At 48.3% G+C, this 24,670-nt stretch carries 22 protein-coding genes and 1 other annotated feature; of the genes, 6 read left to right on the top strand and 16 right to left on the bottom strand.

Going from position 1 to position 24,670, the window contains the following annotated elements; translation table 11 throughout:
• Positions 1-163 precede the first annotated feature (163 nt).
• On the top strand, positions 164-1,600 hold the full coding sequence (locus AC0VYQ_RS05710) for a C40 family peptidase (RefSeq protein ID WP_088836741.1): 1,437 nt from the start codon (positions 164-166) through the stop codon (positions 1,598-1,600).
• A 323-nt stretch (positions 1,601-1,923) separates the two neighbouring features.
• Here AC0VYQ_RS05710 and AC0VYQ_RS05705 read toward each other — a convergent pair whose 3' ends face one another.
• On the bottom strand, positions 1,924-3,111 hold the full coding sequence (locus AC0VYQ_RS05705; protein WP_475404425.1) for a helix-turn-helix domain-containing protein: 1,188 nt from the start codon (positions 3,109-3,111) through the stop codon (positions 1,924-1,926).
• Positions 3,112-3,232: 121 nt separating this feature from the next.
• Here AC0VYQ_RS05705 and AC0VYQ_RS05700 point away from each other — a divergent pair, with 121 nt between their 5' ends.
• On the top strand, positions 3,233-4,504 hold the full coding sequence (locus AC0VYQ_RS05700) for an MFS transporter (protein WP_475404424.1): 1,272 nt from the start codon (positions 3,233-3,235) through the stop codon (positions 4,502-4,504).
• Positions 4,505-4,523: 19 nt separating this feature from the next.
• Here the strand turns inward: AC0VYQ_RS05700 and AC0VYQ_RS05695 are convergent, their stop codons facing one another.
• Positions 4,524-5,534: an LLM class flavin-dependent oxidoreductase gene (locus AC0VYQ_RS05695; RefSeq protein WP_214767356.1), complete on the bottom strand. Its 1,011-nt coding sequence runs from the start codon at positions 5,532-5,534 to the stop codon at positions 4,524-4,526.
• Between the two features lie 165 nt (positions 5,535-5,699).
• Between AC0VYQ_RS05695 and AC0VYQ_RS05690 the strand changes: the two genes are divergently transcribed.
• From AC0VYQ_RS05690 to AC0VYQ_RS05680, 3 genes are all read left to right on the top strand, one after another.
• Complete coding sequence (locus AC0VYQ_RS05690) at positions 5,700-6,176, top strand: pyridoxamine 5'-phosphate oxidase family protein (RefSeq protein WP_088836736.1); 477 nt, start codon at positions 5,700-5,702, stop codon at positions 6,174-6,176.
• Between the two features lie 114 nt (positions 6,177-6,290).
• The gene (locus AC0VYQ_RS05685) at positions 6,291-7,262 is read left to right on the top strand and encodes a cation diffusion facilitator family transporter (RefSeq protein WP_214801111.1); all 972 of its coding nucleotides are present in this window, start codon (positions 6,291-6,293) and stop codon (positions 7,260-7,262) included.
• A complete protein-coding gene (locus tag AC0VYQ_RS05680) occupies positions 7,259-7,543 on the top strand; it encodes an MGMT family protein (RefSeq protein WP_214845385.1) in 285 nt (94 codons plus the stop codon). The genes AC0VYQ_RS05685 and AC0VYQ_RS05680 overlap by 4 nt, the downstream gene beginning before the upstream one ends.
• 97 nt (positions 7,544-7,640) lie before the next feature.
• On the opposite strand, the gene AC0VYQ_RS05675 is transcribed toward AC0VYQ_RS05680, so the two are convergent.
• From AC0VYQ_RS05675 to AC0VYQ_RS05635, 9 genes are all read right to left on the bottom strand, one after another.
• Entirely contained in the window at positions 7,641-8,153 is a 513-nt protein-coding gene (locus AC0VYQ_RS05675) for a pyrophosphohydrolase domain-containing protein (protein WP_353048375.1), read from the bottom strand.
• A gap of 83 nt (positions 8,154-8,236) precedes the next feature.
• Positions 8,237-9,886, bottom strand: a complete 1,650-nt coding sequence (locus AC0VYQ_RS05670; protein ID WP_214807743.1) for an aromatic amino acid hydroxylase — start codon at positions 9,884-9,886, stop codon at positions 8,237-8,239.
• A 59-nt stretch (positions 9,887-9,945) separates the two neighbouring features.
• Positions 9,946-10,149 (bottom strand) — a binding site (T-box leader).
• Positions 10,150-10,212: 63 nt separating this feature from the next.
• Positions 10,213-11,358 carry an FUSC family protein gene (locus tag AC0VYQ_RS05665; protein WP_088836731.1) on the bottom strand — a complete coding sequence of 382 codons (1,146 nt, stop codon included), beginning with the start codon at positions 11,356-11,358 and terminating at the stop codon, positions 10,213-10,215.
• 108 nt (positions 11,359-11,466) lie between these two features.
• Positions 11,467-13,401 (bottom strand): PTS fructose transporter subunit IIABC, encoded by a 1,935-nt coding sequence (locus tag AC0VYQ_RS05660; RefSeq protein WP_214767344.1) that lies wholly within the window; start codon positions 13,399-13,401, stop codon positions 11,467-11,469.
• 19 nt (positions 13,402-13,420) lie between these two features.
• Positions 13,421-14,341 carry a 1-phosphofructokinase gene (gene pfkB / locus AC0VYQ_RS05655; RefSeq protein ID WP_475404423.1) on the bottom strand — a complete coding sequence of 307 codons (921 nt, stop codon included), beginning with the start codon at positions 14,339-14,341 and terminating at the stop codon, positions 13,421-13,423.
• Positions 14,338-15,084, bottom strand: coding sequence for a DeoR/GlpR family DNA-binding transcription regulator (locus AC0VYQ_RS05650; RefSeq protein WP_029333224.1), 747 nt, complete (start codon positions 15,082-15,084; stop codon positions 14,338-14,340). Before AC0VYQ_RS05650 ends, pfkB begins: the two co-directional genes overlap by 4 nt.
• A gap of 247 nt (positions 15,085-15,331) precedes the next feature.
• Positions 15,332-16,159, bottom strand: coding sequence for a fumarylacetoacetate hydrolase family protein (locus tag AC0VYQ_RS05645; protein WP_088836728.1), 828 nt, complete (start codon positions 16,157-16,159; stop codon positions 15,332-15,334).
• A gap of 87 nt (positions 16,160-16,246) precedes the next feature.
• Complete coding sequence (locus tag AC0VYQ_RS05640; RefSeq protein ID WP_029333221.1) at positions 16,247-17,692, bottom strand: SulP family inorganic anion transporter; 1,446 nt, start codon at positions 17,690-17,692, stop codon at positions 16,247-16,249.
• A gap of 71 nt (positions 17,693-17,763) precedes the next feature.
• Positions 17,764-18,666 (bottom strand): TetR/AcrR family transcriptional regulator, encoded by a 903-nt coding sequence (locus AC0VYQ_RS05635; protein WP_475404422.1) that lies wholly within the window; start codon positions 18,664-18,666, stop codon positions 17,764-17,766.
• A gap of 179 nt (positions 18,667-18,845) precedes the next feature.
• Here AC0VYQ_RS05635 and AC0VYQ_RS05630 point away from each other — a divergent pair, with 179 nt between their 5' ends.
• Positions 18,846-20,318 (top strand): MDR family MFS transporter, encoded by a 1,473-nt coding sequence (locus AC0VYQ_RS05630; protein WP_475404421.1) that lies wholly within the window; start codon positions 18,846-18,848, stop codon positions 20,316-20,318.
• Between the two features lie 112 nt (positions 20,319-20,430).
• On the opposite strand, the gene nrdG is transcribed toward AC0VYQ_RS05630, so the two are convergent.
• From nrdG to AC0VYQ_RS05605, 5 genes are all read right to left on the bottom strand, one after another.
• Positions 20,431-20,901, bottom strand: a complete 471-nt coding sequence (gene nrdG, locus AC0VYQ_RS05625) for an anaerobic ribonucleoside-triphosphate reductase activating protein (protein WP_475404420.1) — start codon at positions 20,899-20,901, stop codon at positions 20,431-20,433.
• On the bottom strand, positions 20,873-22,708 hold the full coding sequence (locus AC0VYQ_RS05620; protein ID WP_475404419.1) for an anaerobic ribonucleoside triphosphate reductase: 1,836 nt from the start codon (positions 22,706-22,708) through the stop codon (positions 20,873-20,875). Before AC0VYQ_RS05620 ends, nrdG begins: the two co-directional genes overlap by 29 nt.
• A gap of 138 nt (positions 22,709-22,846) precedes the next feature.
• The gene (locus AC0VYQ_RS05615) at positions 22,847-23,005 is read right to left on the bottom strand and encodes a hypothetical protein (protein ID WP_475404418.1); all 159 of its coding nucleotides are present in this window, start codon (positions 23,003-23,005) and stop codon (positions 22,847-22,849) included.
• 190 nt (positions 23,006-23,195) lie between these two features.
• Positions 23,196-24,368, bottom strand: coding sequence for an IS200/IS605 family element RNA-guided endonuclease TnpB (gene tnpB / locus AC0VYQ_RS05610; protein ID WP_475404417.1), 1,173 nt, complete (start codon positions 24,366-24,368; stop codon positions 23,196-23,198).
• A 60-nt stretch (positions 24,369-24,428) separates the two neighbouring features.
• Positions 24,429-24,629, bottom strand: coding sequence for an NUDIX hydrolase (locus tag AC0VYQ_RS05605; protein ID WP_214845376.1), 201 nt, complete (start codon positions 24,627-24,629; stop codon positions 24,429-24,431).
• Positions 24,630-24,670 lie beyond the last annotated feature (41 nt).

The raw sequence follows: 24,670 nt of genomic DNA, 5'->3' as shown, positions 1-24,670 counted from the left end.
GACTCTAGATTAATCGCGCCTCAAAACACAGATCATTATTTTTGAAAATCAAAGTAAGTTTTTTCATAAAAAATATATTTTAAAAACAGGGGAATTAACATCTCATATGACAAAATGGTAACAACGATTCTATTCGAACCATTTTGGAAGGGAGTTACGCAACTTGAAAAAGACACTTCTCGCTTTGACGACGCTCGCGTTGGTCAGTTCAGCGACCGCGGTCGAAGCCGCCTCCACAAAGTTAACGTTAACCGAAAATGTCAACATCCGAACTGCTGCCACTACTTCCGCACCCATCATCACGACCTTAAAAAAAGGTACAACGGTAACCGCTGTTAAAAAGTCAGGTTCTTGGTACGAAATTCGTTATCAATCGAAAAAAGCATTCATCACTTCGAGTTATGTGAAAGCAGCTACTGCTGCAAAAACGACGACAGCTAAAACGACGACAACAACGACTTACATAACGAATACAGCTGGTGTCAATGTTCGTGAGAAAGCGAGTACGGCTTCCAAAAAAGTCGGACAACTTACTAAAAATGCAGCCGTGTCCGTCAAAAAGAAAACCGGTTCTTGGTACCAAATCGTCTACAAGAAAAAGACGGCATACGTCCATGCCAGTCTCATCACTGCGAAAAAATCAACCGTCAAAACGACATCGAAACCACCAGTGACGACACCTGTCGCAACAGCCGTTAAAGCCGTCGATACGACCAAACAATATACAGTCAACGCAAGTGGCGGACTGAATGCCCGCTTAGCAGCATCGGCGTCGGCACAAATCTACAAAACGATTCCGAATAAAACGCTCTTGACGGTCACGGGTACGATTGACGCCTGGTATCAAATTAAGCTCGACGGAAAAGTCCTCTACGTCGCCGCGAGTTATGTTGCTGCATCAGCAAAAGAAACACCGCCTGCAACGAATGGCGTCTCGATCAATCCGGTCGACCAAGCCAAAACGTATACCGTCAATGCGCCGTCAGGTTTGAATGTCCGGACGGCACCAACAACCTCCTCACAAGTCTTCACCCAAGTTGCCCACGGTTCGAGCGTTCAGGTGATGGGTGAAACGACGGGTTCCGCTGCCGGATGGTACCAAATCAAAATCGGGACAGGTTACTATTATGTCGCGAAAAGCTACATTACGACCGGGACTGTTGCGACGACTCCGCCCGTAACACCGCCTCCTGTCTCGACTGTCCCTGCTTCCGGTGTCATGGAACGGGCGATTTCAATCGGTCAACAGTATCTCGGGACACCGTACGTCTGGGGGTCGAGTAGCCCGATCAACGGCGGATTCGATTGCTCGGGTTTTATCAACTACACGTTGAATACGGCCGGTTACAAAGTCGGGCGGACGAACGTCAATGGCTACTGGAACAACGACCTGTACCTCGGTCAGAAGCTGTCGAAATTACGTCAGCCGGTCCGCGGAGATATCATCTTCTTCGAGAATACGTATGCCGCAGGTCCGACCCACATCGGAATCATGTTGAACAATGACCAATTCATCCATGCCAATACACCGTCACTCGGCATCAGTCGCCTGTCGGAAAAGTACTGGACTCAAAAATTACTGGGCTTTAAAGCCCTCTGATGCAACAGGATTGACTAAAAAAGTACTTTCTCCCCCCTTTTTTCCAGGGGAGACACAAGACCCGATTTCCTGCCCTTAGTGAACAGGAGGTCGGGTCTTTTTTGTCTCTGACAGCGTAAGTTTTGCGTTTTTTTCTGCAGGCGTCGCGTAAAGCAAACGCCTCCTTTTTTTCTTTTCGATAGGTATCTTAGATGTGCCGAGTGTTCATCCTCGACTCCTATGGGAAAAGGGAGCGCAATCCTCGCTTCCTGCCGGGTCTTCCCGCCCATCGAAAGCGCGGACTCAAAAATCGTCTGGAGCGACTTTTGCGTCAGCCCTGTTTTTTACGATAATTCCGCTAAGGTTTGTTCGATTTCTTGTTTGAATCGTCCCGGTGACAATTGTTTCGTCATTTCTTCCACTTCTGCCCGACGGTCCACCCCTACCCCGGCGCGCATCGCTAATGCGAGCGCATATAACATCATCGCGTGATCGTATTCACCGCCAACTTGCCATAAATGTGCACCGCGCCAAATGTTAGCGACACCGCTTTGGAGGTCAAACGGGAGTGTCTCTTTTGAGTCCTTCCACAAACACAGATAGATCTCGAAGTATCCGATGTAATGAATACACGCTTCAATGTTGGCTTCAACGAGTCGTTCCCGCGCATACCGGACGCCTTCATAATCCTCTCGGTGGACCGCAATCGACCCTTTCGTCAACTCGACAAGAATCCGCTCGAATGCTGTTGCTTCCGTGAATAAAAAGAAATGTTCCAGTATTTCCAGCTCATGATTTGCCGCCTCAAAGTCTCCGTCTAAACTTAAGAACAATGCCAGCAATCGGTGATAGTTACTGACGTCACTGTAGACGCCCTTCTCCCGCATATAATGGATGCCTTCCCGTAAAAAATCAATCGACCGGCTCCAGTTGTCTTCGTTCACACTGACGCGGATTGCTTGTAACATTTGATAGTCAAGAAACGTTTCATGTGCAAGTGGGACGTCCTGATGAATCATCATCGCATCCACCTTCTGGTACGCCTCTTCGTAACGGCGCAGGAAAAATAAGAAATAGACTTTCGAGATTTGTACATTAATCTGTTCATCCCGTAATTCAAGCCGCTTGTAAATTTCCTCCGCTAAATCGAAATAATGTAAGCCCTGTTCCGTGTTCGAAAAACGTAATGCGCTTCCGTACATCTCATAGATTCGACCTTGCCAGTAGGAATCAATCGCGGGTTCTAAATAGGGTGCGAGCATATTGGCAATCTGTTCTTCCCCATAATAGTCACTTGTTTGCGCACTGATTTTTTCAATCAGCTGCTTCATTTCGATCGCACGGGGGTCAATCAACAACTCATCGATTGAGACATGCAGGCGCCGCGCGATTGCTTGTAACGCCGGTAAGGACGGCGTCGCCTTACCATTTTCAATCATACTGAGCATCGATTTCGTCATGATGCCGTCTGCGACATCCGACTGCGTCATTTTTTTTGCTTTCCGTAAACCTTTAATCCGTTGTCCAAGCATGGCCGACACCTCATTCTACTGATTAAGTTAAATTAAATTTAACTTTTGTATTTACAAATATCTCCTGTTCCTCTAGTATAAAGGAAAGTTCAATTTAATTGAACAAAAAGGAGGAATCATGATGTCGAAAAATTTACAACGGCTATTGTTCGGTAAGTTTTGTTCGTTATTCGCAGCGAGTCTCTTTACGTTCGTCGCGGGTTTGACCGTATTACGGGAAACGTCATCCGGGCTGCAATTCGCGCTCGTCTTACTCGCCGGGACACTGCCACGGATTCTGTTATCGCCCGTTGCCGGAGTGCTGTCCGACCGCTGGAACCGAAAAAAAATCATCGTCACGACCGAGGCAACGAGTGCCGTCATACTCGCCGTATTTGCAGGTTTCGCTACCTTTTTCCCGGTCCATACGATTCATTACATGATCGTCAGTGCCCTTTTAACGGCTCTTTCGACATTCCTCTCCGTTACCTTGATGAGTTCCTTGCCTCGCTTGCTCGATGATGTGGAATTACAGCGTGGTAATTCCCTGATTTCAAGTATCAGTTCCCTTTCGTCAATCATTGCTCCGATGCTGGCCGGTTTCCTGCTAGCCTTTGCACCAATCCACCTTTTCACCCTCTTACCGCTCAGCTTGTTTTCTCTCGCTGCGCTGTGGAACATGCGCCTGACGTTCCGCGTCATCCCCGCTGTTCATGAAGAAAGCCCGCCTTCGATGTGGGCAGACTTTCAGTCCGGCTACCGTTATTTATTCAAACAACGGGTCCTGACGACACTCATCTTGATGGCACTTGTGTTGAATTTCTTTTTCATCGCCTTAGAAGTCATCTATCCCATCATTTTACTCGATCGTCTCAACGTTACACCATTTCAGTTCGGAACGATTGAAGCCGCTTTAGGTGTGGGTCTTTTGCTTAGTTCGCTGTTGCTTGCGCTCCCCCGCTTTACGATCAAGCGTCCATTGATGACGTTGTTCCAGTCGGTTGCTTTAGTCGGGTTTCTATTCCTTTCCCCCCTGTTACCGTTACTCGGGATTGTTCCGCCGAACTGGACATTTGCTTACTTTCTCACCTTCTCCTTCACGGTAGGGTTCATTATTCTCCGGTCAAATATTCCGATTCAACTGCTCGTGCAACGTCAAACCGATCCGGCTTACTTAGGGCGTGTCATCGGTGTCCTCGAATCACTCGCAATGGGCATTACACCAATCGGGATGCTGTTATTCGGCCTGTTAAGTGATTACGTCTCGCTCAATCTGATCCTCGCAATCAGTTCATCCGGCTTACTCGTGACGGTCGGAATCGGCTTTTTCCACTTACGCCGTGACGTCCGGGCAGAACGCCTTGCGAAGGATCAGCTCCCTGAACCTGAAAAAACGTCCACCTCAGCAAGCTGAGATGAACGTCCGGATTGATTTAAACCGTTGCTTTGACCGCGTCCATGATGAGACGGAGTGATTGTTGTTTCGCTTCTTTATCGGCAATCATCGAAGCAATCATGACTTCGTCCGTTCCATATGAATCGGCGAGGTCTTGCAATTGACGGGCGACGTCTTCCGGATTTCCGACGATCATCCGTTTCCGGTTTTCCGCAATCCGGAATTGATCCTGGAACGAATACTGGTATGCCGCTGCTTCTTCCGGTGTCGGTGTTCCGGTTGATGAAACCCCTTTTTCGAGCAAGAGCAATGACAGATCAAGACTGGATGCCAACCGTTCTGCTTCTTCCGTCGTTTCGGCACACGTCACAAAAATCGAGACGAGTGTCTGCGGTGTCGCGTTGAATGATGTCGCCATGAAGTTATGACGGTAATAATCCATCACGTCTTGTCCGCCCTGTCCGTTGATGAAGTGGGCGAAGGCAAAACCGAATCCGCGTTGTGCTGCATTTAACGCACTGCCACCGCTTGATCCGAGCAACCAGGCTTCCGGTGTCGTGTCGACTTCCGGTGTTGCGACGAGTCCTGCGAAACGGTGATCGGCCGGTGCTCCGTCTGTTAGGTAATCAACGAGATCGTCAAGCTGTGCGCCATAGTCCGCGCCGCCGAAGCGAGGCGACGAACCTTCCTGTAAGGCACGTGTCGCAAGCGGCATGCCGCCCGGTGCCCGGCCAAGCCCAAGGTCGATCCGGTTCGGGGCAAGCCCTTCGAGGACGCGGAAGTTTTCCGCAACTTTGTAAGGACTATAATGAGGTAACATGACGCCGCCTGAACCAAGACGGATTTGTTTCGTCACCGCTGCCATGTAGGCAATCAAGACTTCCGGACTCGACCCGGCCAGTGTCTTCGCGAAGTGGTGTTCCGAAACCCACAGGCGTGTGTAGCCAAGTTCATCTGCTGTTTTCGCAAGATCGACTGTTTCTTGTAATGCCTCGGATGGGGTTTGCCCTTTTGAGACAGGAGATTGATCCAATATACTTAATTTCATCGTGTAAAACGCTCCTTTGAAGTGAAATTCATACTTAGACTGTACGCCTCGGAAACGACGGAATGCAATAAAACTGCTTCTTGATTCATTGATGACGTTTTCAATTTTAAATTCAGGGAACATTCTTAAAGTGAGCAAAAAAAATGAACAGATGGGGTGTTGTACATGTCAACGAATCAAGAAGCAGTCGAAACGGTCAAAAAATTAGTCGATAAAATCGAAACGGCGATGCTGACGACAGTGTCAGATGAAGGTCTTGTCTCGCGTCCGATGCAAACACAGGATATCGAGTTCGATGGCGATCTCTGGTTCCTCACTTCTAAAGAAACCGGGAAATACAATGAAATCTTAAAAAATCCGAGTGTCAACGTCGCCTATGTCGACAAATCATACGTCTCGATCCGCGGGAAAGCAGAAATCGTCGAAGATGTCGCCCGCAAAAAAGAACTATGGAGTCCCCGTTACGAAGCGTATCTCGGGACAAGCTACGAAGATCCGAAAGTCGTCTTAATCAAGATTGATACGGAAGCTGCCGAGTACTGGGAAACGGGAAACACGACTAAGTCTGTCAAACAAGTCCTGAAGAAAGTCACAGGAAATGATGACTCGAATGAGATTAACAAAACAGTTGATTTGACGTAATAGCTCGATATCCAGCCGTTCCGCCTCGTGCGGAGCGGTTTTTTGTAGTCTCTCCTATCAATTTAGTGTAGACTACTACTATTACTATAGTTTGTTAACAAAAGGAGCACACTCATGGGAGAATTCATTACGTTATTACGACGAGGAAATCGTTCGGCATTAACAGCCGGAATCGTCAACTCCATCATTGCCATCATCAAGACCATTGCCTACACCTTAACTGGAAACGTCGCGATGTTCGCCGAAATGATGCACTCACTTGGCGACGCGGCTAACCAGTTCTTCGTCTTCATCGGTTCAGCGCTCAGTAAAAAAGCACCGACAAAACGCTTTCCGAATGGCTTCGGTCGACTCGTCAACCTCGTTCTGCTCGGCGCAATTTTATTCGTCGGCATCATGGCTTACGAAACGATTCATGAAGGGATTGGACATATTATCGACCCAACGGAGTCAACGGGCTTCTGGATCACCCTATCTGTCTTATTTGCCGGCGTCGTCCTTGAAAGTGCTGTCTTCTTTAAGGCGATGAAAGAAATTGCCCACGATGCCAAACTGACAGCAAAAGGACCACGTCTGATTCTCGAAAGTTTTCGTTCATTAAAACAAGCGAAGCCTGCGACACGACTCGTCTTCTTAGAAGATTTAGTCGCGACGGCTGGTGGCATCGTTGCGATGATCGCTGTCGTCATTTCACATGTGACGCCTTATCATCAAGCGGAAGGCATCGCCTCTGTCCTCATCGGTCTGATGATGTTTTATGTCGTCGGTAACGTTTTCTTGCAAAACGCCGCCGGAGCACTCGGTGAAGCCGATGAAACGATGGCGGCACGGCTCGGTGGTTTAATCATGCAAGATCCTGACGTCCGTGATATCAGTAAACTTGAAGTCATCAAAGAAGGCGATCACTTCCACGTCGAAGTCGAGATTGAAATCGATCCGGCGATGACCGTAGCGCAAGCGGATGATATTAAAGACCGACTCGAACTGCAGCTTCGGATCCAACAAGACATCACGGATGTCACGATCGGTTTCGATGAGGACGATCAAGTCCAGCAATACATCGTCTCGACAAACGAAGAACGATGACCCCCTTCACGCAGGACGTCGTGGCGCTCATTCGTGCGATTCCTGCAGGACGTGTCGCAACATACGGTCAGATTGCACGTCTTGCCGGAAATCCCCGGGCCGCTCGCCAAGTCGTCCGGATTCTGCATAGTATGAGTCAGGCGGAACGTTTACCATGGCATCGCGTCGTCAACGCCAAAGGTGAAATTTCGCAAGGGATTGAACAGCAATTGGCCCTCGAAGCGGAAGGAATCGTCTTTCAATCGGACGGCAAGCTCGTGCTGCCGGATTATCAAATGTAAGCTGATTGTAGAGAACGGATATTTACTCACTTTCAAAAAAATAACCACTTCCCTGACTAAGCGGAAGTGGTTCTTTTTGTTCGATCGTAGTCCATCCTTATGCTTTTTCATCCATCTGCCGTAACACTTCGGCCTCGAGTTGCGGTTCCGGTGGCAACCAACCGTCCGGTTTCATGACTTTTTGATCGGATTCTCGGAAGATCGGTTGACCGTCTGGCCCGAGTTTCGCCATGTTCGCGCGTTGAACGATTTCAAAGAGAGGTCCCGGTTCGAGCCCTGCTTCGACAAAGCTACCCATGATGAAGTAAAGTGCGTCCGTCAATGCATCACCTTGACCAACGAGGCGTTCGACGGAAGTCGTCGGATAGGTTTCTTTTAATGATTTTTCAACAGCCCGGTCAATCCCTGCTTTGAGGGAATCGATTGCTGCTAAAAATTCCGCTTCATCCCGAGACGATTGATGCAGAAACTCGACTGCTGCTTCTTCTGTCGTCCAAGTTGCCCGTTTGATGCCACGCTCGAGTTCGAGCGGGGTTGGTCGTTCCGCTCCCGGGTGATTAAATGTTTGATGGAACTGTTTCACGTCTTGAAAATAATTTGGTTGTTTCACACTGTCCACTCCCCTATGTTTACGTTTCATCCATGAACCGTATTCATTTTAACAGGTTTGGACAGATTTCTCGAACATCCACTTCATGCATGAACGAGATCAAGCATCTTGATGCCACGCGTGATTAACTCGTCGCGTTCCGGTGATGTCTGCTTCAGGCGCTCGAGGTCGTCAAGGAGACGCGGTTGGTCGACTTCATCTGCCAATTCAAGCAGTTCAAGCCGGAGTAACCAAGCATCCGGTAACTGGACAAGTGTCTGATCAATCAGCTGTGACAGACGCGACTGACTCGCCTGACCTTCACGAATGGACCGGACGGCTTCGAAAATCGGATCAGCTGCCGTCAATGGACGTTCGATCCGTTCAAATTCAACGGTTTCCGGAATCGGTTTTAAGGCTTCGACTTCTGTTCCCGGGAAAGTTGACGTAATCGCACCGATCACGAGATCCAGTTGGTCGAATTGCTCCGTCACACCGTCTTTCGTTAGTCGAACGTCTTTCAGGACAGCGATGGCACGTTTTCCATTCACTTGCTCGATTGCTGCGATATGCCCCGTCAATTGTAACGTCCCTTCCATCCACTCGAGTTGCTCGCCGACTTCGACTTGCTCGAGAACCGCGTTCAATTCTTCTCCGTGCAAGAGTGTAAATCCGTTCGGGTGCTCCGTCTGGGATTGGCCGTCTAACACTTCGCCATTCGCAGCGAGTGCCGTCGGCCCAGTAAATCGAACGAGATCAAGTGTTTCGAATGTTTCTTGTGCTGCCGGAACACCGACGAGCGAAAGACCGGATGCAAAGACGAGCGTCGACAGGTTACCGGACTCGACCGCCTTGATGAGACCGTGGCGTCCACCACGGACGTAAGACATCGTCTGTGCAAACTCTTCTAACGCGTCACGCAGTTGTTCAAAGGACTCACAGACGAACAATTCTTTTTGCATGCTCGTGACGTCATGTTTTGTTGCGAGTGCCTTTTCGAGTGAAAATGGATGTTTCTTGACGGCATCCGTCAAGCAGTGGCGGCTTTCCCCGACTGAGGACAGAAGACCTGCCCCGTAAATTTGCGGGTCGTTAAGATCACCGATTAAACCAAACTCGACCGTCCACCAAAAGAGGCGTGAAATTTCATTGGCTTCCGAAATCCCTGTGACATGGGTCCGTGTTTCCGCGAGTGCGATTTCAGCTTGCTCGATGTCTTCCGGTGTTGAAAATGGACTTTCTTTGACAATCGTTAATTTTTTCAGCGCCTTAAAGACATCATGTTCTGCTTTATGATTGAAGGCATGTGCTCCGATTTCACCGAACCGGCGGACAAATTCAGCGTACGTCGGATTCATCAAAATTGGTGCGTGTCCTGCCGCTTCATGCAGAATGTCCGGTGCCGGCGTGTAAAGAATGTTATCGACCTTCCGAATGTCGGTTGCGATCGGCAGGAGACCGTGTCCTTGGAAGTCGAAGAAGGCGACACCCGGAATCAAACCGTCGACGGCGACCGTTCCCCAACCACCGCGACTGAGGTTCGCCGTCATTTCGCGGACATCAGGAATACGTTCCGGGCTGATTCCTGAAGCAGCAAGCCCTTCGAGGTACGCCGGGTGTGCCGTATGTTGCAATGTATTTAAATTCAAGCGCATGACGTAGCGCCAGACCGCATGATCCGTTGGTGTGTAATCTTCGTAATGCTGTGGTGCGACGTGTGGTTGTAAGTGACTTGGAATGATTGGTGTAGACATATGAAGTTCCCCCTTGTATTAAATTAAACAACAAAAAGTCCCTGTCGGACATCAAGTCCGACAGGGACGACGAAAGCCGCGGTACCACCCTGATAATCCATGCTTAGCACGAATCACTTCATTACGGGATAACGGTTTTCTCCGCTTGCTTCGCAAGAGACTCAGAAACTGTAATTCGATTCAATCTGTGTACACGTTCGCAGCGCCACGTGCTCTCTGAAACAGGGAGATTGTTTCTACTTCGGTTTCGTCCTCGTCTACGTCTTTCGTTCTGTTATGCTGTTACGCTTTTAGCAACTAAAGTGCTGTTAAGAAGGACTATACGCTTACTTTTGGCTTTCGTCAATGGCTTTTTTACGTTTAAACCGATTAAATGTTTTGTCCCGGACTGATTTCTGTTCAATCGATAATGACGTCGCATGCCGTTTTAACGCGCCATGAAGGCGTTTTTCAAAAGCTTCAAGTTCTTGAATCCATTCATTCATCGCGACGACAATCGGTAAAATTTCCATGATTTCTTCTTCTTCGAGCTCATCACGATCGAGAAAAGAATGTTTAACGAAGGCGATATTTTCTTTCACTAAGTCTTCCATCGCGAGCGGTTCTTCCGTCAACAATAAATCATACGTCAACAGGACTTTCTCCTGCCGCTGGGCGATATGCATGACGTGGTAGAACAATTCACTGCGTAAGTCATCGGCGATGTTCGACAGGGCCTGTTCCCGCTCACGGAAACGTTCCGCTGTCGCGACACTCCGTTCCAAGCACGACTGCATGTGTTGTAAGATGATGATGTTACGAAGCAACGGGACATGTTTTTGGCGTGTCCCTCGTACTTCCTCCCGGTGCAAGTTAAATAATTGTTGTGTCTCGCGTAGGGATTTACTCATTTTATCGATTGCCGGGCGATACGGAGCGACCTTCCCTTCAAAAGCGATTGCCCGCGTGACGACGAGCAGCTTCTCAAATAGTTTTGAGGCTTTTTGATAATAAACGTTCCCGTACCGTGGCGGGAAAATCAATGCATTGACACCGAGGGCACACGCAATCCCGAGCATCACGAGTAAATACCGTATCAAAACGATTTGCCATAACGGCTCTGTCGCCCCTTCGACACTCTCCAAGATAACGATGATCATCAAGACGACGTGAGGAATCGTCCGACCGAATCCGAACGCCAGCAGGATGGAAATGGCTGCCATGATGACAATGCCGATCGCAAGTGGGTTCGCAGGATTCGCTCCGAGAATCCATAAGGCGAGTAACGTTAAAAAGGCACCGATCAAGTTGGCCTCCGCCTCTTCTAAAAATTGTTTCCATGTTTGATAAACAGAAGGCAACAATGTCGTTGCTGCCGAAATCCCTGGTAAAATCGGGCTTAAGTTAAAGAGATTGCTAATAACTAATGCCAAAATAACGGCTAGTCCTGTTTTGATGGTACGTGGTCCAATTTGTAAGGATTGACCCCCCATAGTTGATCCCTCCTTCATAATGTAAGTATGCCCTCTATTCTTCCTTTAATATCATGAAAACGCAATAAAAAAATCACCCCCAGCGTACTGAGGGTGATTTCATTTTGATTACGATGCTTTTGTAACTGTTCCAGATGTCATTTCTTTTTTCGCGAGTTCTTGATCGACGAGCGGTTTCTTCCAAAGTGAGAGAATTGCCGCTCCGACAAGTGCACCGATTAAGATAGCACCTGCGTAGCTGAGTGCTGCCATCAATGTGCCTGAAGGGCCGTCGAGTAACGGGAAGACGAATACGCCGCCGTGTGGTGCCGGAAGTAAGACGCCGAAGACGATTGTAAGTGCACCAGCGATTGCTGAACCGATGACACTTGACGGGATGACACGAAGTGGGTCTGCAGCCGCGAATGGAATCGCACCTTCCGTGACGAATGATGCACCCATTGCGTAAGCTGCGATACCCGCTTCACGTTCCTGCGGTGTAAATTTCTTACGTGCAAACAATGTTGATGAGAATGCGACGAGAAGTGGTGGTACCATACCGCCTGCCATGACTGCAGCCATGACTTCCGTGTTTCCTGCTGTAAGTGCTGCCGTACCGAAGACGTATGCTGTTTTGTTGATTGGACCACCCATATCGATTGCCATCATTGCTGCGACGAGCATACCGAGGAGGATCGCGTTACCGCCACTAAGTCCGTTAAGTGAATCTGTCAACCATGTCATGAACGCTGCAACCGGTTCGTTGATGACGAGCAACATGATCATACCGGTAATGAATGAACCGAACAATGGATAAAGCAAGACTGGTTTAATTCCTTCAAGAGCTTTCGGAAGACCTTTCAAAGCTTTAACAAGAACTAGAACTACGTAACCTGCAAGGAAACCGGCAATCAGACCACCGAGGAAACCTGCATTCCCTTGGCTTGCGAGGAAACCGGCAATCAAACCTGGTGCGAGACCTGGTTTATCAGCGATTGACATTGCGATGAATCCAGCAAGGACAGGAATTAAAAGACCGAATGCGGCTTGACCAATCGACATCAATTGACCTGCAAATTGGTTATACGTCGGGTCATCCGGGTTTGACGAGTTGATTCCCCAGAAGAAGCTGATTGCGATTAAGAGTCCACCTGCGACGACGAGCGGTAACATTGCTGAAACCCCACTCATTAAGTGTTTGTAGAATCCACCACGTGCTGGTGTACCGCTGTTTCCTGACCCGCTGCCTTTATAGACAGGAGCGTCCTGTTTGACGGCGCGATCAATCAGTTCCTTTGGTTTACGGATTCCTTGTGCGACTGGTACTTCAACGACGTGCTTGCCATTGAAGCGGTCCATTTCGACTGCTTTATCTGCAGCGACGATGATTGCTGTCGCTTCTTGAATGTCAGCATCCGTCAGACCGTTTTTAACACCTGTCGAACCGTTCGTTTCCACTTTAATCCGGACACCCATCTCTTCCGCTTTTTGACGGAGGGCATCTGCTGCCATGTACGTATGGGCGATTCCTGTCGGACAAGCTGTTACAGCAAGGATGTAAGGTGCGTTTTGATCGACCGTTTCCGGTGTCACATCAACAGGACCTTCTTCTTCCCGTTCCTTCGCTTCAATGGCCGCGATGACTTCATCTTCCGAACGAGCCGAGAGGATCGTGTCACGGAAGTTGTTGTCCATCAAGTAGACTGAAAGCTTCGAGAGTGTTTCAAGATGGGCGTTGTCCGCATTTTCTCCAGCTGCAATCATGAAGAACAAGCGACTTGGTTGTCCGTCCAGTGCTTCATAATCAAGTCCTGTCGAACGACCGAACGCGATTGCCGGTGATTTAACGGCAGCCGTTTTTGCGTGAGGAATCGCAATCCCTTCACCAAGCCCTGTCGTACTTTGTGCTTCACGTGCTAAAATCGCCTCACGGTAAGCATCACGGTCGTTTAGTTTACCAGCACGGTCGAGTACTTCAACAAGCTCATCGATGACGCTTGCTTTTGTATCAGAACGTAAATCCAGTTTAATCGTATCGCGTGTTAACAGATCTGTAATTTTCATGAGTAGTCACACTCCTTTATTATGATTGAATGAGTTCAACGACTTCGACATCGGTCAATAACCGTTCGATGTCTGCTTTTGTACATAATCCGAACGAATACGCGGAAGCACTTCCTGTCGTCACGGCGTACCGGAATGCTTCTTCCGGCGGACGTCCGAGTGCATGACTCGCAACGAACCCTGCGACGAGTGAATCCCCTGCTCCGACCGAGTTGACGAGTTTTCCTTTTGGCGTATTCGCCGTGTAAGCCCCTTGCTTGTTGACGAGCAATGCCCCGTCACCTGCAAAGGAAATAATGACGTTTTCCGCTCCTCGTTCGACAAGCTGTTGGGCGTACGGGACGGCCATTTCTTTTGATATGATATCGACATCAAAGATTTCTCCGAGTTCGTGATGATTCGGTTTAATCATGAATGGACCGAGCGGCAGCACTTCGAGCATTGCTTCTTTAGTTGTATCGACGGCAAATTTAACACCGCGTTCATTTAATAAGAGTGCAATTTTTTTGTATAAATCATGTGGAAGACTGCTTGGGATACTTCCGGCGAAGACGACGATGTCACCTGACTGCATTGTTTCGAATGTCGCGAGCAGCGTCTCTAGTTCTGCATCCTGAATAACTGGACCTGCTGCATTTAGTTCCGATTCTTGATCGGCACGAATTTTAACGTTAATCCGGGTTTCGTCAGCAATCGGTGTGAAAGCTGTCAATACGCCTTGTTTTTCAAGTTCACTTCGAATGAACTGTCCTGTACTTCCGCCTAAAAAACCGAGCGCTTCTGTCTCGACGTCATAATTTTTTAAGACGAGTGAGACGTTGATTCCTTTTCCACCTGCTACTTTTTCTGCTTGTTCGACACGATTGACTTGTCCTGCCTCAAATACCGGTAACGATACGTAATAATCGATTGATGGGTTGAGTGTCAGTGTATAAATCATTTCGCGTTCACCACCTCTGTATATTGACTGTATTTCGCTGTTTGTTCGTTCGATGCCATCGTGATAATCGTCGCCGCACGAAGTGGTGCAACGCGACTAAAACTGATTTCATCCAACTTGGTTTCGTCGACCAACACATACGATTTTTTCGCTAACTCAATCGCTGTCTTCTTTACGAGTGCCTCTTCCGGATCTGGTGTCGTAAACCCTTGCGTCGGATGAACGCCGTTCATCCCAAGAAATGCGACATCAAAGTGGTAAATCAACATTCCTTCACGTGCATTGTAGCCGACCAGTGCTTGCGTCGAATGCTTGAGTTGCCCTCCGACGACGAACGTCGGGATACGGTGGTAGAGTAACGTATTCGCAAGAGGAAGACTGTTCGTCACGACCGTAATCGCCTTCTGTTCGAGATAAGGAACGATAGCAAGCGTCGTCGTTCCAGCATCGAGATAGACATACATGCCGTCTTCGATTAAATCAGCCGCCGCTCGGGCAATTTGATTTTTCTCATCGACGAAACGATCTGTTTTCTCGACATAACTCGGCTCATCAATCTGCAGATGGTTTGCCGTCGCTCCCCCGTGAACACGGCGTAAGTGACCAGCAGTTTCCAGTTGTGATAAATCGCGACGGATGGTCGATTCACTAGCTCCCGTCCGTTCGACGATCGTCTGCATTTTGACGACTTCTTCTCGAGCGAGTAGCTCAAGAATCAGCTGATGGCGTTTTTTCGTTAACATTGGTTTCCCTCCGCATCTTTAATATAAAGCGTTTACATTTAAAAATCAACCAAAAACGTTCATTTTTTTATTTATTTCTCTAAAAAACATTCATTTTACGACTTTATTCGACAATAATGTCGATTTCATATCAATTATACATCAAAAACGGTCACAATATGACGGTTTACACAAAAAAACCGTTCAACGAGTGAACGGTTTATAAAGACAGGTAAATCAGCCTCTCAATTTTAGTTAGGTTTGTTCATTATGCCTTGACTTCATTGCGAAGGTGACCGATTCCTTCAATCGAAACATCGACAATATCTCCTGTCTGTAAGTATACTGGGGGTTTCATCCCATGACCGACGCCAGCTGGTGTCCCTGTCGCAATGATATCTCCTGCTTCGAGTGTCATCCCGCGCGAGACTTCCGTCAAAATCGTCACGATGTCACGAATCATCAACTTCGTCGAACCGGATTGACGCACTTGACCGTTGACACGCGTCTCGACCAGGACGTCAGTCGGATCAAACGTATCCTTCGTGACGATAACGGGACCGAATGGACAAAAACCATCAAGCGACTTCCCGCGGAAAAACTGGACGTGTTCTTTTTGAAGGTCACGCGCCGTCACATCATTGACGATGCTGTAGCCAAAAACGTGGTCCAGTGCATTTTCAGGTGTCAAATCACGCCCCGTCGTCCCGATGATGATGGCGAGTTCGCCTTCATAGTCCAGCTGATCCGTTAAATCAGCATGGCGTTCAATGGAATCGAACGGCCCGACGATTGCACTCGGCGCCTTCGTGAACAATACAAATTTCCCTGCTCCTGCCGTATCCATTTCTTTAATATGGTCGGCATAATTTTTACCGACACAAATGACGTTACGCATCGGAACGTACGGCGCGAGCAAGCGGACATCTTCTGTAATCAATGGTGCGATGTCTAAATCAACATCCATCTCAAACCCCCGTGTGATGACTTCGAGCAATGAATCCGTATAGGCTTGTGTCGTCACGTCATACCGGTGTCCGTCCGACTCCACACCAATCCGTTCCCGTCCTTCTTGTTCAAATCGAAACCATTTCATGAAAACTCCCCCTTTTTTCTTAGTATACCGTTCACCCGGTCAGGTATACAAAAAAACCGTCAAGATTTTCATCCTGACGGTCCTTCATTATGCAATCCGGTGCGCTAACCGATCGATTAATGCTTGTGATTCTTCATTTAATGCAACGAGTTCTACTTTCGTCCCTGCTGCCTGATATTTCAAGACAACCGTTTCAATTGCTTCCGTCGCGGAATCATCAAATAAATGGGCGTTCGTAAAGTCAATGACGACTTGTTTCATTTGTGCATCGGCTACGATATCAAACTGTTCAGTAAATGTCGTCGTCGAGGCAAAGAAAATCGGTCCATTGATTTGATACGTGACTTGATCGTTTTCAACACGACGTGTCATGTTGATGCGCGAAATTTTCGACGCGAAGAGAATCGCTGCAAGCAAGATTCCGACGAGTACTCCCATCGATAAATCATCCGTCAAGACCGTCACGATGACTGTCGCGAGCATGACAGCAGAGTCACTTTTCGGTGAGTTCTTCAACATTTTGAATGAACCCCAATCAAAGGTCGCATACGATACAAAGAACATGACACCGACGAGTGCCCCCATCGGAATCGTCATTAATAAGTCATTCATCGTGACCATCAGCAGCATCAAGAATGCTCCTGCTGTAAAGGTCGATAGACGACCACGTCCACCTGACGTGACATTGATCACCGATTGACCGATCATCGCACAGCCCGGCATCCCGCCAAAGAATCCAGCAACGATGTTTGCGATTCCTTGTCCACGTGATTCCGTCGCCTTGTTTGATGTCGTATCCGTCATCTCATCAACGATTCGTGCCGTCAAGAGTGACTCGATCAAACCAACGAAAGCGAGTGATAAGGCATACGGGAAAATGATTTGTAATGTCTCGAGTGAAAACGGAACGTTCGGTAAGAAAAAGCTCGGTAGTGACGCAGAAATTTGTCCCATATCACCGATGACGCGCGTATCAAGTGAAAAGACGACCGTCAAAATCGTCATGATCGTGATTGCGACGAGTGGTGCCGGCAGTACTTTTGTAAAGCGCGGGAAAATTAAGATGATGGCGAGCGACGCTGCGACCATTGCGTACATGATCCAGTTTTGTCCTTCGAACTGCGGCAGTTGTGCCGAAAAAATTAAAATCGCTAACGCGTTAACGAAACCAACCATGACGGAACGCGGAATGAAGCGAAGTAATTTCGCAACGCCTAAAAAACCGAGCACGATTTGAATGACCCCGGCGAGAATCCCGGCAGCGAGTAAATAGTCGACGCCATGATCTTTGACGAGTTGGACGACGACGAGTGCCATCGCACCTGTCGCAGCTGAAATCATTCCCGGTCGACCACCGGCGATTGAGATGATGATCGCAATAATGACGGAAGCATACAGCCCGACCATCGGGTTAACGCCAGCAATCAAGGAAAAGGCGATCGCTTCCGGAACGAGTGCCAAGGCGACGACGATTCCGGATAGAATGTCTGTTTTAGGTTGCAGCAGCCATTCCTTTCTCCATTGTGAAAACATATAATTCCTCATTTCTTTTTTTGTCTATTTCCTATCATAGTACCTTTTTGGGACGCAAACAAGACTCATTGTTATTTTGTCCGGATCATCACGATTTCATCGACCATTTCTTTATACGTCGCCATGATGTCCTGTCCACAGAAGATTGGATCCTCGTCGAGCGTATCGAGGGCACGACGGAGGAGATGAATTTTTGGTTTTTTTCGTTCGAGCAGTTCTTCATAGACAAAATCAAGCACTTCGTTATGTGCTTCCCTTGAAGCATCTGAAATCGCCGACAAGCCAATCAACCGTTTCATGTGTTCATTTGTTTTTACGAACAGTTCTTTCCGGATGACGACCTCATCTTGCGGACGATCGAGCCAAACGGAGAGGAAACGTGGTGGAATCAATTGTTCTTCCGTTCGACTGACGTCGTCGACGAAATGTGTCAACCGATTAAAGACGTAACGGACGACCCGCTCCGGTTGTGTATTTTTTTCCGATTGACGGAAAAAATACATCGCGTATTGGAGCATCCCTGTATAAAGGACGGCGAAGTCAAGCAAGTATGGTGCTTTTTCCTCGCCAAACAAATCACGCATCCGGTGATAGGTCCATTCGATTTCAAGTAATCGGTTCTTTTCCATGAACGCCTTCAGTTCTTTTTCGTTCGAAGCGACAGCTTCTTCAAACAAGGTATAGAGCTTATATTTTTGCATCAGTTCAAGGTAACAGTTACCTTGTTGGATGAATGTCTCATAATCCGACACGTCGCGTCCGACCAAAATGTCTTTTCGAACATTACGCATTTTTTCAAAGACGACGTTAAATACGTCGATGAACAATTCGTTTTTCGATGAAAAATAGTTATAGAACGTCCCTTTCGAGACATTACTGTGATCGAGAATATCTTGAATCGATGTGGACTGGTATCCCTTTTCGACGAACAGACGATACGCAGCATCCAGGAGTTGTTTCTTTTTTGGGTTCATTTTCTAATCCCTCTTCTAGTAAAAGATCTTTTTGAGTACATTCGATTTTACCTCAATCTTTTTTATTTTAGTGTATAAAGCAAATAATTTGTAATGTTTTGCTTCAGGCGGTAAGATAGCTAAGTTGTAGAATTGAAGTATAACAAATTAGACACGTAGTATAAAAGGAGCATAACGAAATGCAATCAACCAAGCAATCATCTCGACTTTATCTTATTTTAGCTGTCCTCATGGCAGGCGCGTTCGTTGCCGTCCTCAACTCGACGCTATTAAATATCGCCTTACCTTCCATTATGGTTTCGCTCGATATTCAAACCAGTACGGCCCAGTGGCTGACAACGGGCTATATGCTCGTCAACGGCATCATGATTCCGACGTCTGCCTTTCTCGTCCAAAAGTTCTCAACCCGCCAGCTGTTTCTAACGGCGATGAGCTTATTTACGATTGGAACCATCGTCGCGGGTCAAACGGAGCTCTTCCCCGTCTTACTCGGTTCACGGATGTTACAAGCATCTGGTTCTGCCATCATGATGCCATTATTAATGAACGTCTTGATCACCGGCTTCCCGATCGAGAAACGCGGACAAGCGATGGGGATTTTCGGACTCGTCATCACATTTGCACCGGCAATCGGTCCGACCCTGTCCGGTTGGGTGCTTGAGCATTACGAATGGCCGATGCTGTTCCACATCGTGACACCGATTGCTGCACTTGTTCTTGTTCTTGGTTTCTTCTTACTAAAAAAAGAAGTCGTCACAAGCAGCTTACGCATCGATCGCCTGTCACTCGTGTTGTCCAGTTTTGGATTCGGTGGGTTGTTGTATGGATTCAGTTCAGCCGGTTCAGCCAGTTGGGGATCATTCGCTGTCATCGGCTCCTTAACAGTCGGCGTCATCAGTCTCGTCTCATTCATTATACGACAATTACGTCTCGACGAACCGATGCTTGAATTCCGGATTTTTAAATATCCGATGTTTGCTTTATCACAAGGGATTTCGATGGTCCTTAACATGTCGATGTTCTCGGCGATGATCTTGATGCCGATTTATGTCCAAACGATTCGCGGGATTTCCCCGTTCCACTCTGGACTCTTGATGTTACCCGGTGCACTCGTCATGGCGTTTATGTCTCCGATCACAGGTCGTTTGTTTGACCGGTTCGGTGCCCGGGTGCTTGCCATCATCGGATTGTCGTTGACAGTCTTAACAACGTTCTTCTTCAGTCGTTTGACGGCAGATACAGCGTATTCGTTCCTCGTCATCATGTACACATTACGTTTCCTCGGAATCTCAATGGTGATGATGCCCGTCATGACGAACGGTCTCAATCATATTCCACAACATTTGACACCACATGGTACGGCACTCAACAATACGTTATCGCAAGTATCAGGAGCAATCGGTTCCGGCTTACTCATTTCCGTCATGACATCACGGACAGCGAGTTACGCAACGGATCTTGCTGCGAACGCAACACCGGCGACAGCACCGAAAACGATCATGACGCAAGCGATGGTCGAAGGAATCAATGATACGTTTTTCATCGCGACATTGCTCGCCTTGTTTGCCTTAATCCTTTCGTTCTTCATTAAAAAGCGTCCATCGGAAACATTATCGGTCGTCGAACCGGTCGCTGAAAAAAAATACGCGTAACGTTAGCTTTCGCTTCCTGCCGTTATGAATGAAAAGAATAGACATGAAAACGCCGATGACTCCGGATGAAAATGGGAGCATCGGCGTTTTTTTGTTGTCTGCAATCCGTCCGCTATCTGTTCTTGATATACTCCTCAATCTGTTTGGCGGAGAGAATCCGCTGGTTCGTACTGCCACGGATGGCAAGGCTCGTATCATGGAGCTGCTCCATGTAGGGTCCGTCAATCAGACAATCCAGTTGCCGTAAGATTCGACACGCGCGTTCATCTTTAACTAAGTCTTCAATCCGATACCCGGTGAACAAATAAATCTCATAGTCCGGTCGCAATACCAGGACGAGCTGTTCGAGTGCCTCGCGTTGCACGAATGGTTCACCCCCCGACAGCGTAATTCGTTTTGATCCGATTTCCTCGACCCGCTTGATGACGTCAGGAGTCGAGTAGGTTGTACCTGCCTCAAGCGACCACGACGATGGATTATGACAGCCTCGGCACCGATGTGGACAGCCGGCGAAAAAGATGACCGTCCGTAAGCCGGGACCATCGACGACCGAGTCAGCGACGATCGATAGCAGTCGTACCATGGTAGACCCGGTCCTGTTCTTCCGCCCGTTTCGCTTCATTCCAGCGCGCCATCGTCCCGACGAGATATCCCGTAATCCGCCGAATCCGTTCAATGTCTTCTCCGCCACAGACTGGACACGTCTGTTCGATTGTCTGTTCCGTCCGACAGGTCAAACAACGATCGATTGGATGATTGATTGAGCCATAGCCAATTCCTTCTGCCGCCATCATCCGGACGATATCCTCGACGGCTTGCGGATTTTCTGCGAGCGCTCCATCCGTCTCGACATAGGTAATATGTCCTCCGTTACACAGCGCGTGAAACGGTGCTTCGAGGCGAATCTTTTGACGCATCGTTACCGTTGCCGTCACCGGAAGATGGAACGAGTTCGTATAGTAGGTTTTATCTGTCACACCGGCAATCAAACCAAACTTTGCGACATCATGCGCCGTGAATTTTCCAGACAATCCTTCCGCCGGTGTCGCAATCAGTGAAAAATTCAATCCCGTCTCATCCCCGAACTGATCGACAACGTGACGCATTGTCTGAATCAACGCCCGGCCGATGTTATGTGCAATCGCTGATTCGCTGTGATCATGTCCTGTCAAAACGACGAGCGCTTCCGCGAGACCAATGAATCCGACCGAAAGCGTCCCGTGGCGAAGGACCGGCTCGATGCGATCGGTCGGTTGAAGCGTCTCCCCGTCGCGCCAGACGTGTTGATACAGAAACTGAAATTCCTCTGCCCGTCGATTTGCTTGGTACTGATACCGTTCGAGCAACTGTTCGCAAGCAAGATTCGTATATTCCGTCAATGCCGTAAACATATGATCGACCGTTTGACTCGTCAAGGCAAGCCGAACGAGGTTCACACTCGTAAACGACAGATTTCCCCGCCCCGTCACGGAAGCTTCCCCTTGACGATGTTCAAAAACGCGTGTTCGGCAGCCCATGTAGGCAACTTCTTCTGCTGTCTTGCTGACGTTGAACGGGGCATCTAAAAATGCAAAGTTCGGAAACAACCGTTTTCCCGTGACTTTTGTCGCAAGCTGAAATAAATCGTAATTCGGATCACCCGGATTTAACGTCACACCTGCTTTGACTTTAAAAATCTGAATCGGAAAGATGGGCGTTTCCCCTTTTCCGAGACCTGCCAGTGTCGCCTCAAGTAAGGCTTTTGTTAGCATTCGACCGTAAAACGACGTATCCGTCCCGTAATTAATCGAGATGAATGGGACTTGTCCGCCACCGCGTGAATGCATTGAATTCGTATTATGAATAAAGGCTTCGCATGCTTGATAGGTGATTTCGTATGCTTCTTGGCGAGCATATCTCGCACGACGTGCCTTCGACCAGCTCGGAGCAATCTGATTAATTTTCTTCATTTGACGTGCGTATGTTTTCTCGACGAAGGGAGCTAAATCGGTATCAAAATTCGGAAAGGCTTGCCCGCCATGCTGCATGTTTTGATTCGCCTGCATAATGATCGCAGCGAGCGCCATCGCAGAACGGATATCTTGTGCCGGACGAATCGACCCGTGACTCATCTGGAATCCGTTCGTCAGTAAGCGGCCTAACGGAATTTGAGAACAGGTCGTCGTTCCCGTGACATAGTAGTCAGCGTCATGGATATAGAGGATATTGTCCGCTAACGCTTGTTTAACGCGAGGCGTCACGAGCACGTCTTCCATCATCGCCCGCGCCGCCGCACTCGCGATCCGGTTTAACTTCGCTAGCGGTGCTTTGCCATCGATGTTGGCATTTTCTTGGACATGGTTGGTCGTTGGTTCCTCAATCACTTGTCGGTACAAGGTGTTCACTTCCATCACTATCACTCCCTAGATATCGCTTTATTTCTGTCTGTACGACTACTATATCTAGGAAGATTCGGCAGCAGCAATCCCTGCATACTTTTGATTTTTTGCAAGTAAACGTGCTAATTTTTCACGAAATGGTTGTAGAATTCAGGTGTTCTTCAGCTCCAGGCACGCTTTTCGAACTTTCAGAGCGCTATGAGGATTCTCACGACCGTCGAGCCACTCCATCAAAAAAAGAACATCTTCCGGATACATGTGTTCTTCCGGATACATGTGTTCGATTGTCTCGAATTCAGCACGCGACATCCACGCCACCTGTTCAATCGTTTCGTCCGGGTCGTTGATTCCTTGACTGTCACCGATTCGGATGACTTCGAAATATATCGTTTCAACTTGAATCGTTTGGATGACGGTCTGTTTCTTGAACTACCTCCACCTAGGCTTCGCTCAGAGGTGGAGGATTCCTGAGTTATCCGACCTAACGGTCGAAAATTGATCAGGCTAACCCCGTCGTCCCGACGGTTGAAGAAGCTAAGAGGCGTTCAGCTTCTTGTTTGAGGTTCAGTCCTGCGTTCACATCACGGTCGTGGTGGATCCCGCAACTCGGGCATGTCCATTCACGCAAACCAAGATGTTTCACGTCTTTGTGTTGATGTCCGCAACGGGAGCACAGTTGACTAGAGGCGAAGGTCTTTCCGACTTTCACGACGGTCTTCCCGTACCATTCCGCCTTGTATCCGAGCATGCGGAAGAACTCCGACCAACTGACATCAGAGATGGACTTGCTCAATTTGCGGTTCTTCTGTAAGTTTTTCACTTGCAAGGTCTCGATGCCGATGACGTCGTGTTTTTTGACGATCTCGGTCGATACCTTGTGCAGGAAATCGGTTCGCTTGTTTGCGATCTTCTCGTGGATGCGGGCGACCTTCCGCTTCTGCTTCTGATAGTTCTTCGCCTCGGAAAGTGTTACTTTCTTGTCCAAGGCCAACCGTTGACGACGAGAGAGTTTACGTTGTTCACGTGTCAGCTTTTTCTCAAGCGAACGGAAGTAACGGTCGTTCTTGTATACCGTGCCATCCGACAGGATGGCGAAGTGCTTCAATCCGACATCGACGCCGACGGATGAGTCCGTCTTCGGCATTTCGTTGCTCTCCTGCTCGACGAGCAGGGAGACAAAGTATTTACCTGAAGCGTTCCGCCGGATGGTCGCGTTCAAGATGCGTCCTACGACCTGCCTCGAGTTGGCGAAACGCACCCACTTCAGCTTTGGAATTTTGATTTTGGCGCCGACGATCGAGACTTCTGGAAGTTGAGACTTGCCCTGAATGTTTGTCTTATACGATTGAACAGGGTTGCGCTTTGACTTGAAGCGGGGTCGTTCGTTCTGCTTCTTGAAGAAGCGGTCAAAGGCATCAGCAAGATGTTTGACGCTCGTCTGAACAGACGTGCTATCGACTTCCTTCAGCCAGTCGAACGCCTGCTTCAACATCGGAATTTCTTTCGAGCAAGACGCGTAGGACAGTCCTTTACCTGTCGCTTTATACGTCTCATCCCACTTCGCCAAGAAGTGATTGAAGACGAAGCGCGAACAACCGATTGTCTTCGCGATCAGGATTTCCTGCTCTTTTGTCGGGTATATTCTGAATTTGTAGGCCTTGTGTGTCAGCATGATGTTCACCTCCTTACAAAGAGTATACCCGAAAGAGAGGGTGGCGATTCATCGCCTAATTTAGATAAATAGGTTCTGTTTAACCTTTACGTGATATCCGGTCTCTTCCATTACTTCTCGAACACAGCATTCGGCTGCTGTTTCCCCTGGCTCAATCCCACCGGACGGGACTGCCCACGCCTCGGAACCATAACTCTTGATCATCAACACTTCATTTTTCTCATTGACGCAAACTGTTGCTGCACCATACCATTCTCGCATCGTCTAGCCCCCCTTTCAGCTACTCGTTTTTGTTTAATCAT

The sequence above is a fragment of the Exiguobacterium sp. QJM3NY_9 genome, from assembly GCF_056173545.1.
Note: the sequence above shows the minus strand (reverse complement) of the source record. Positions and strands in the feature narration are given on the sequence as shown.

What these genes read in the sequence shown, in the direction of transcription:
- AC0VYQ_RS05705 (WP_475404425.1), bottom strand. Translation starts at nt 3,111, where the DNA reads ATGCTTGGACAACGGATTAAAGGTTTACGGAAAGCAAAAAAAATGACG.
- AC0VYQ_RS05700 (WP_475404424.1), top strand. Translation starts at nt 3,233, where the DNA reads ATGTCGAAAAATTTACAACGGCTATTGTTCGGTAAGTTTTGTTCGTTA.
- AC0VYQ_RS05695 (WP_214767356.1), bottom strand. Translation starts at nt 5,534, where the DNA reads ATGAAATTAAGTATATTGGATCAATCTCCTGTCTCAAAAGGGCAAACC.
- AC0VYQ_RS05690 (WP_088836736.1), top strand. Translation starts at nt 5,700, where the DNA reads ATGTCAACGAATCAAGAAGCAGTCGAAACGGTCAAAAAATTAGTCGAT.
- AC0VYQ_RS05685 (WP_214801111.1), top strand. Translation starts at nt 6,291, where the DNA reads ATGGGAGAATTCATTACGTTATTACGACGAGGAAATCGTTCGGCATTA.
- AC0VYQ_RS05680 (WP_214845385.1), top strand. Translation starts at nt 7,259, where the DNA reads ATGACCCCCTTCACGCAGGACGTCGTGGCGCTCATTCGTGCGATTCCT.
- AC0VYQ_RS05670 (WP_214807743.1), bottom strand. Translation starts at nt 9,886, where the DNA reads ATGTCTACACCAATCATTCCAAGTCACTTACAACCACACGTCGCACCA.
- AC0VYQ_RS05665 (WP_088836731.1), bottom strand. Translation starts at nt 11,358, where the DNA reads ATGGGGGGTCAATCCTTACAAATTGGACCACGTACCATCAAAACAGGA.
- AC0VYQ_RS05660 (WP_214767344.1), bottom strand. Translation starts at nt 13,401, where the DNA reads ATGAAAATTACAGATCTGTTAACACGCGATACGATTAAACTGGATTTA.
- pfkB (WP_475404423.1), bottom strand. Translation starts at nt 14,341, where the DNA reads ATGATTTATACACTGACACTCAACCCATCAATCGATTATTACGTATCG.
- AC0VYQ_RS05650 (WP_029333224.1), bottom strand. Translation starts at nt 15,084, where the DNA reads ATGTTAACGAAAAAACGCCATCAGCTGATTCTTGAGCTACTCGCTCGA.
- AC0VYQ_RS05645 (WP_088836728.1), bottom strand. Translation starts at nt 16,159, where the DNA reads ATGAAATGGTTTCGATTTGAACAAGAAGGACGGGAACGGATTGGTGTG.
- AC0VYQ_RS05640 (WP_029333221.1), bottom strand. Translation starts at nt 17,692, where the DNA reads ATGTTTTCACAATGGAGAAAGGAATGGCTGCTGCAACCTAAAACAGAC.
- AC0VYQ_RS05635 (WP_475404422.1), bottom strand. Translation starts at nt 18,666, where the DNA reads ATGAACCCAAAAAAGAAACAACTCCTGGATGCTGCGTATCGTCTGTTC.
- AC0VYQ_RS05630 (WP_475404421.1), top strand. Translation starts at nt 18,846, where the DNA reads ATGCAATCAACCAAGCAATCATCTCGACTTTATCTTATTTTAGCTGTC.
- nrdG (WP_475404420.1), bottom strand. Translation starts at nt 20,901, where the DNA reads ATGGTACGACTGCTATCGATCGTCGCTGACTCGGTCGTCGATGGTCCC.
- AC0VYQ_RS05620 (WP_475404419.1), bottom strand. Translation starts at nt 22,708, where the DNA reads ATGGAAGTGAACACCTTGTACCGACAAGTGATTGAGGAACCAACGACC.
- AC0VYQ_RS05615 (WP_475404418.1), bottom strand. Translation starts at nt 23,005, where the DNA reads ATGTCGCGTGCTGAATTCGAGACAATCGAACACATGTATCCGGAAGAA.
- tnpB (WP_475404417.1), bottom strand. Translation starts at nt 24,368, where the DNA reads ATGCTGACACACAAGGCCTACAAATTCAGAATATACCCGACAAAAGAG.
- AC0VYQ_RS05605 (WP_214845376.1), bottom strand. Translation starts at nt 24,629, where the DNA reads ATGCGAGAATGGTATGGTGCAGCAACAGTTTGCGTCAATGAGAAAAAT.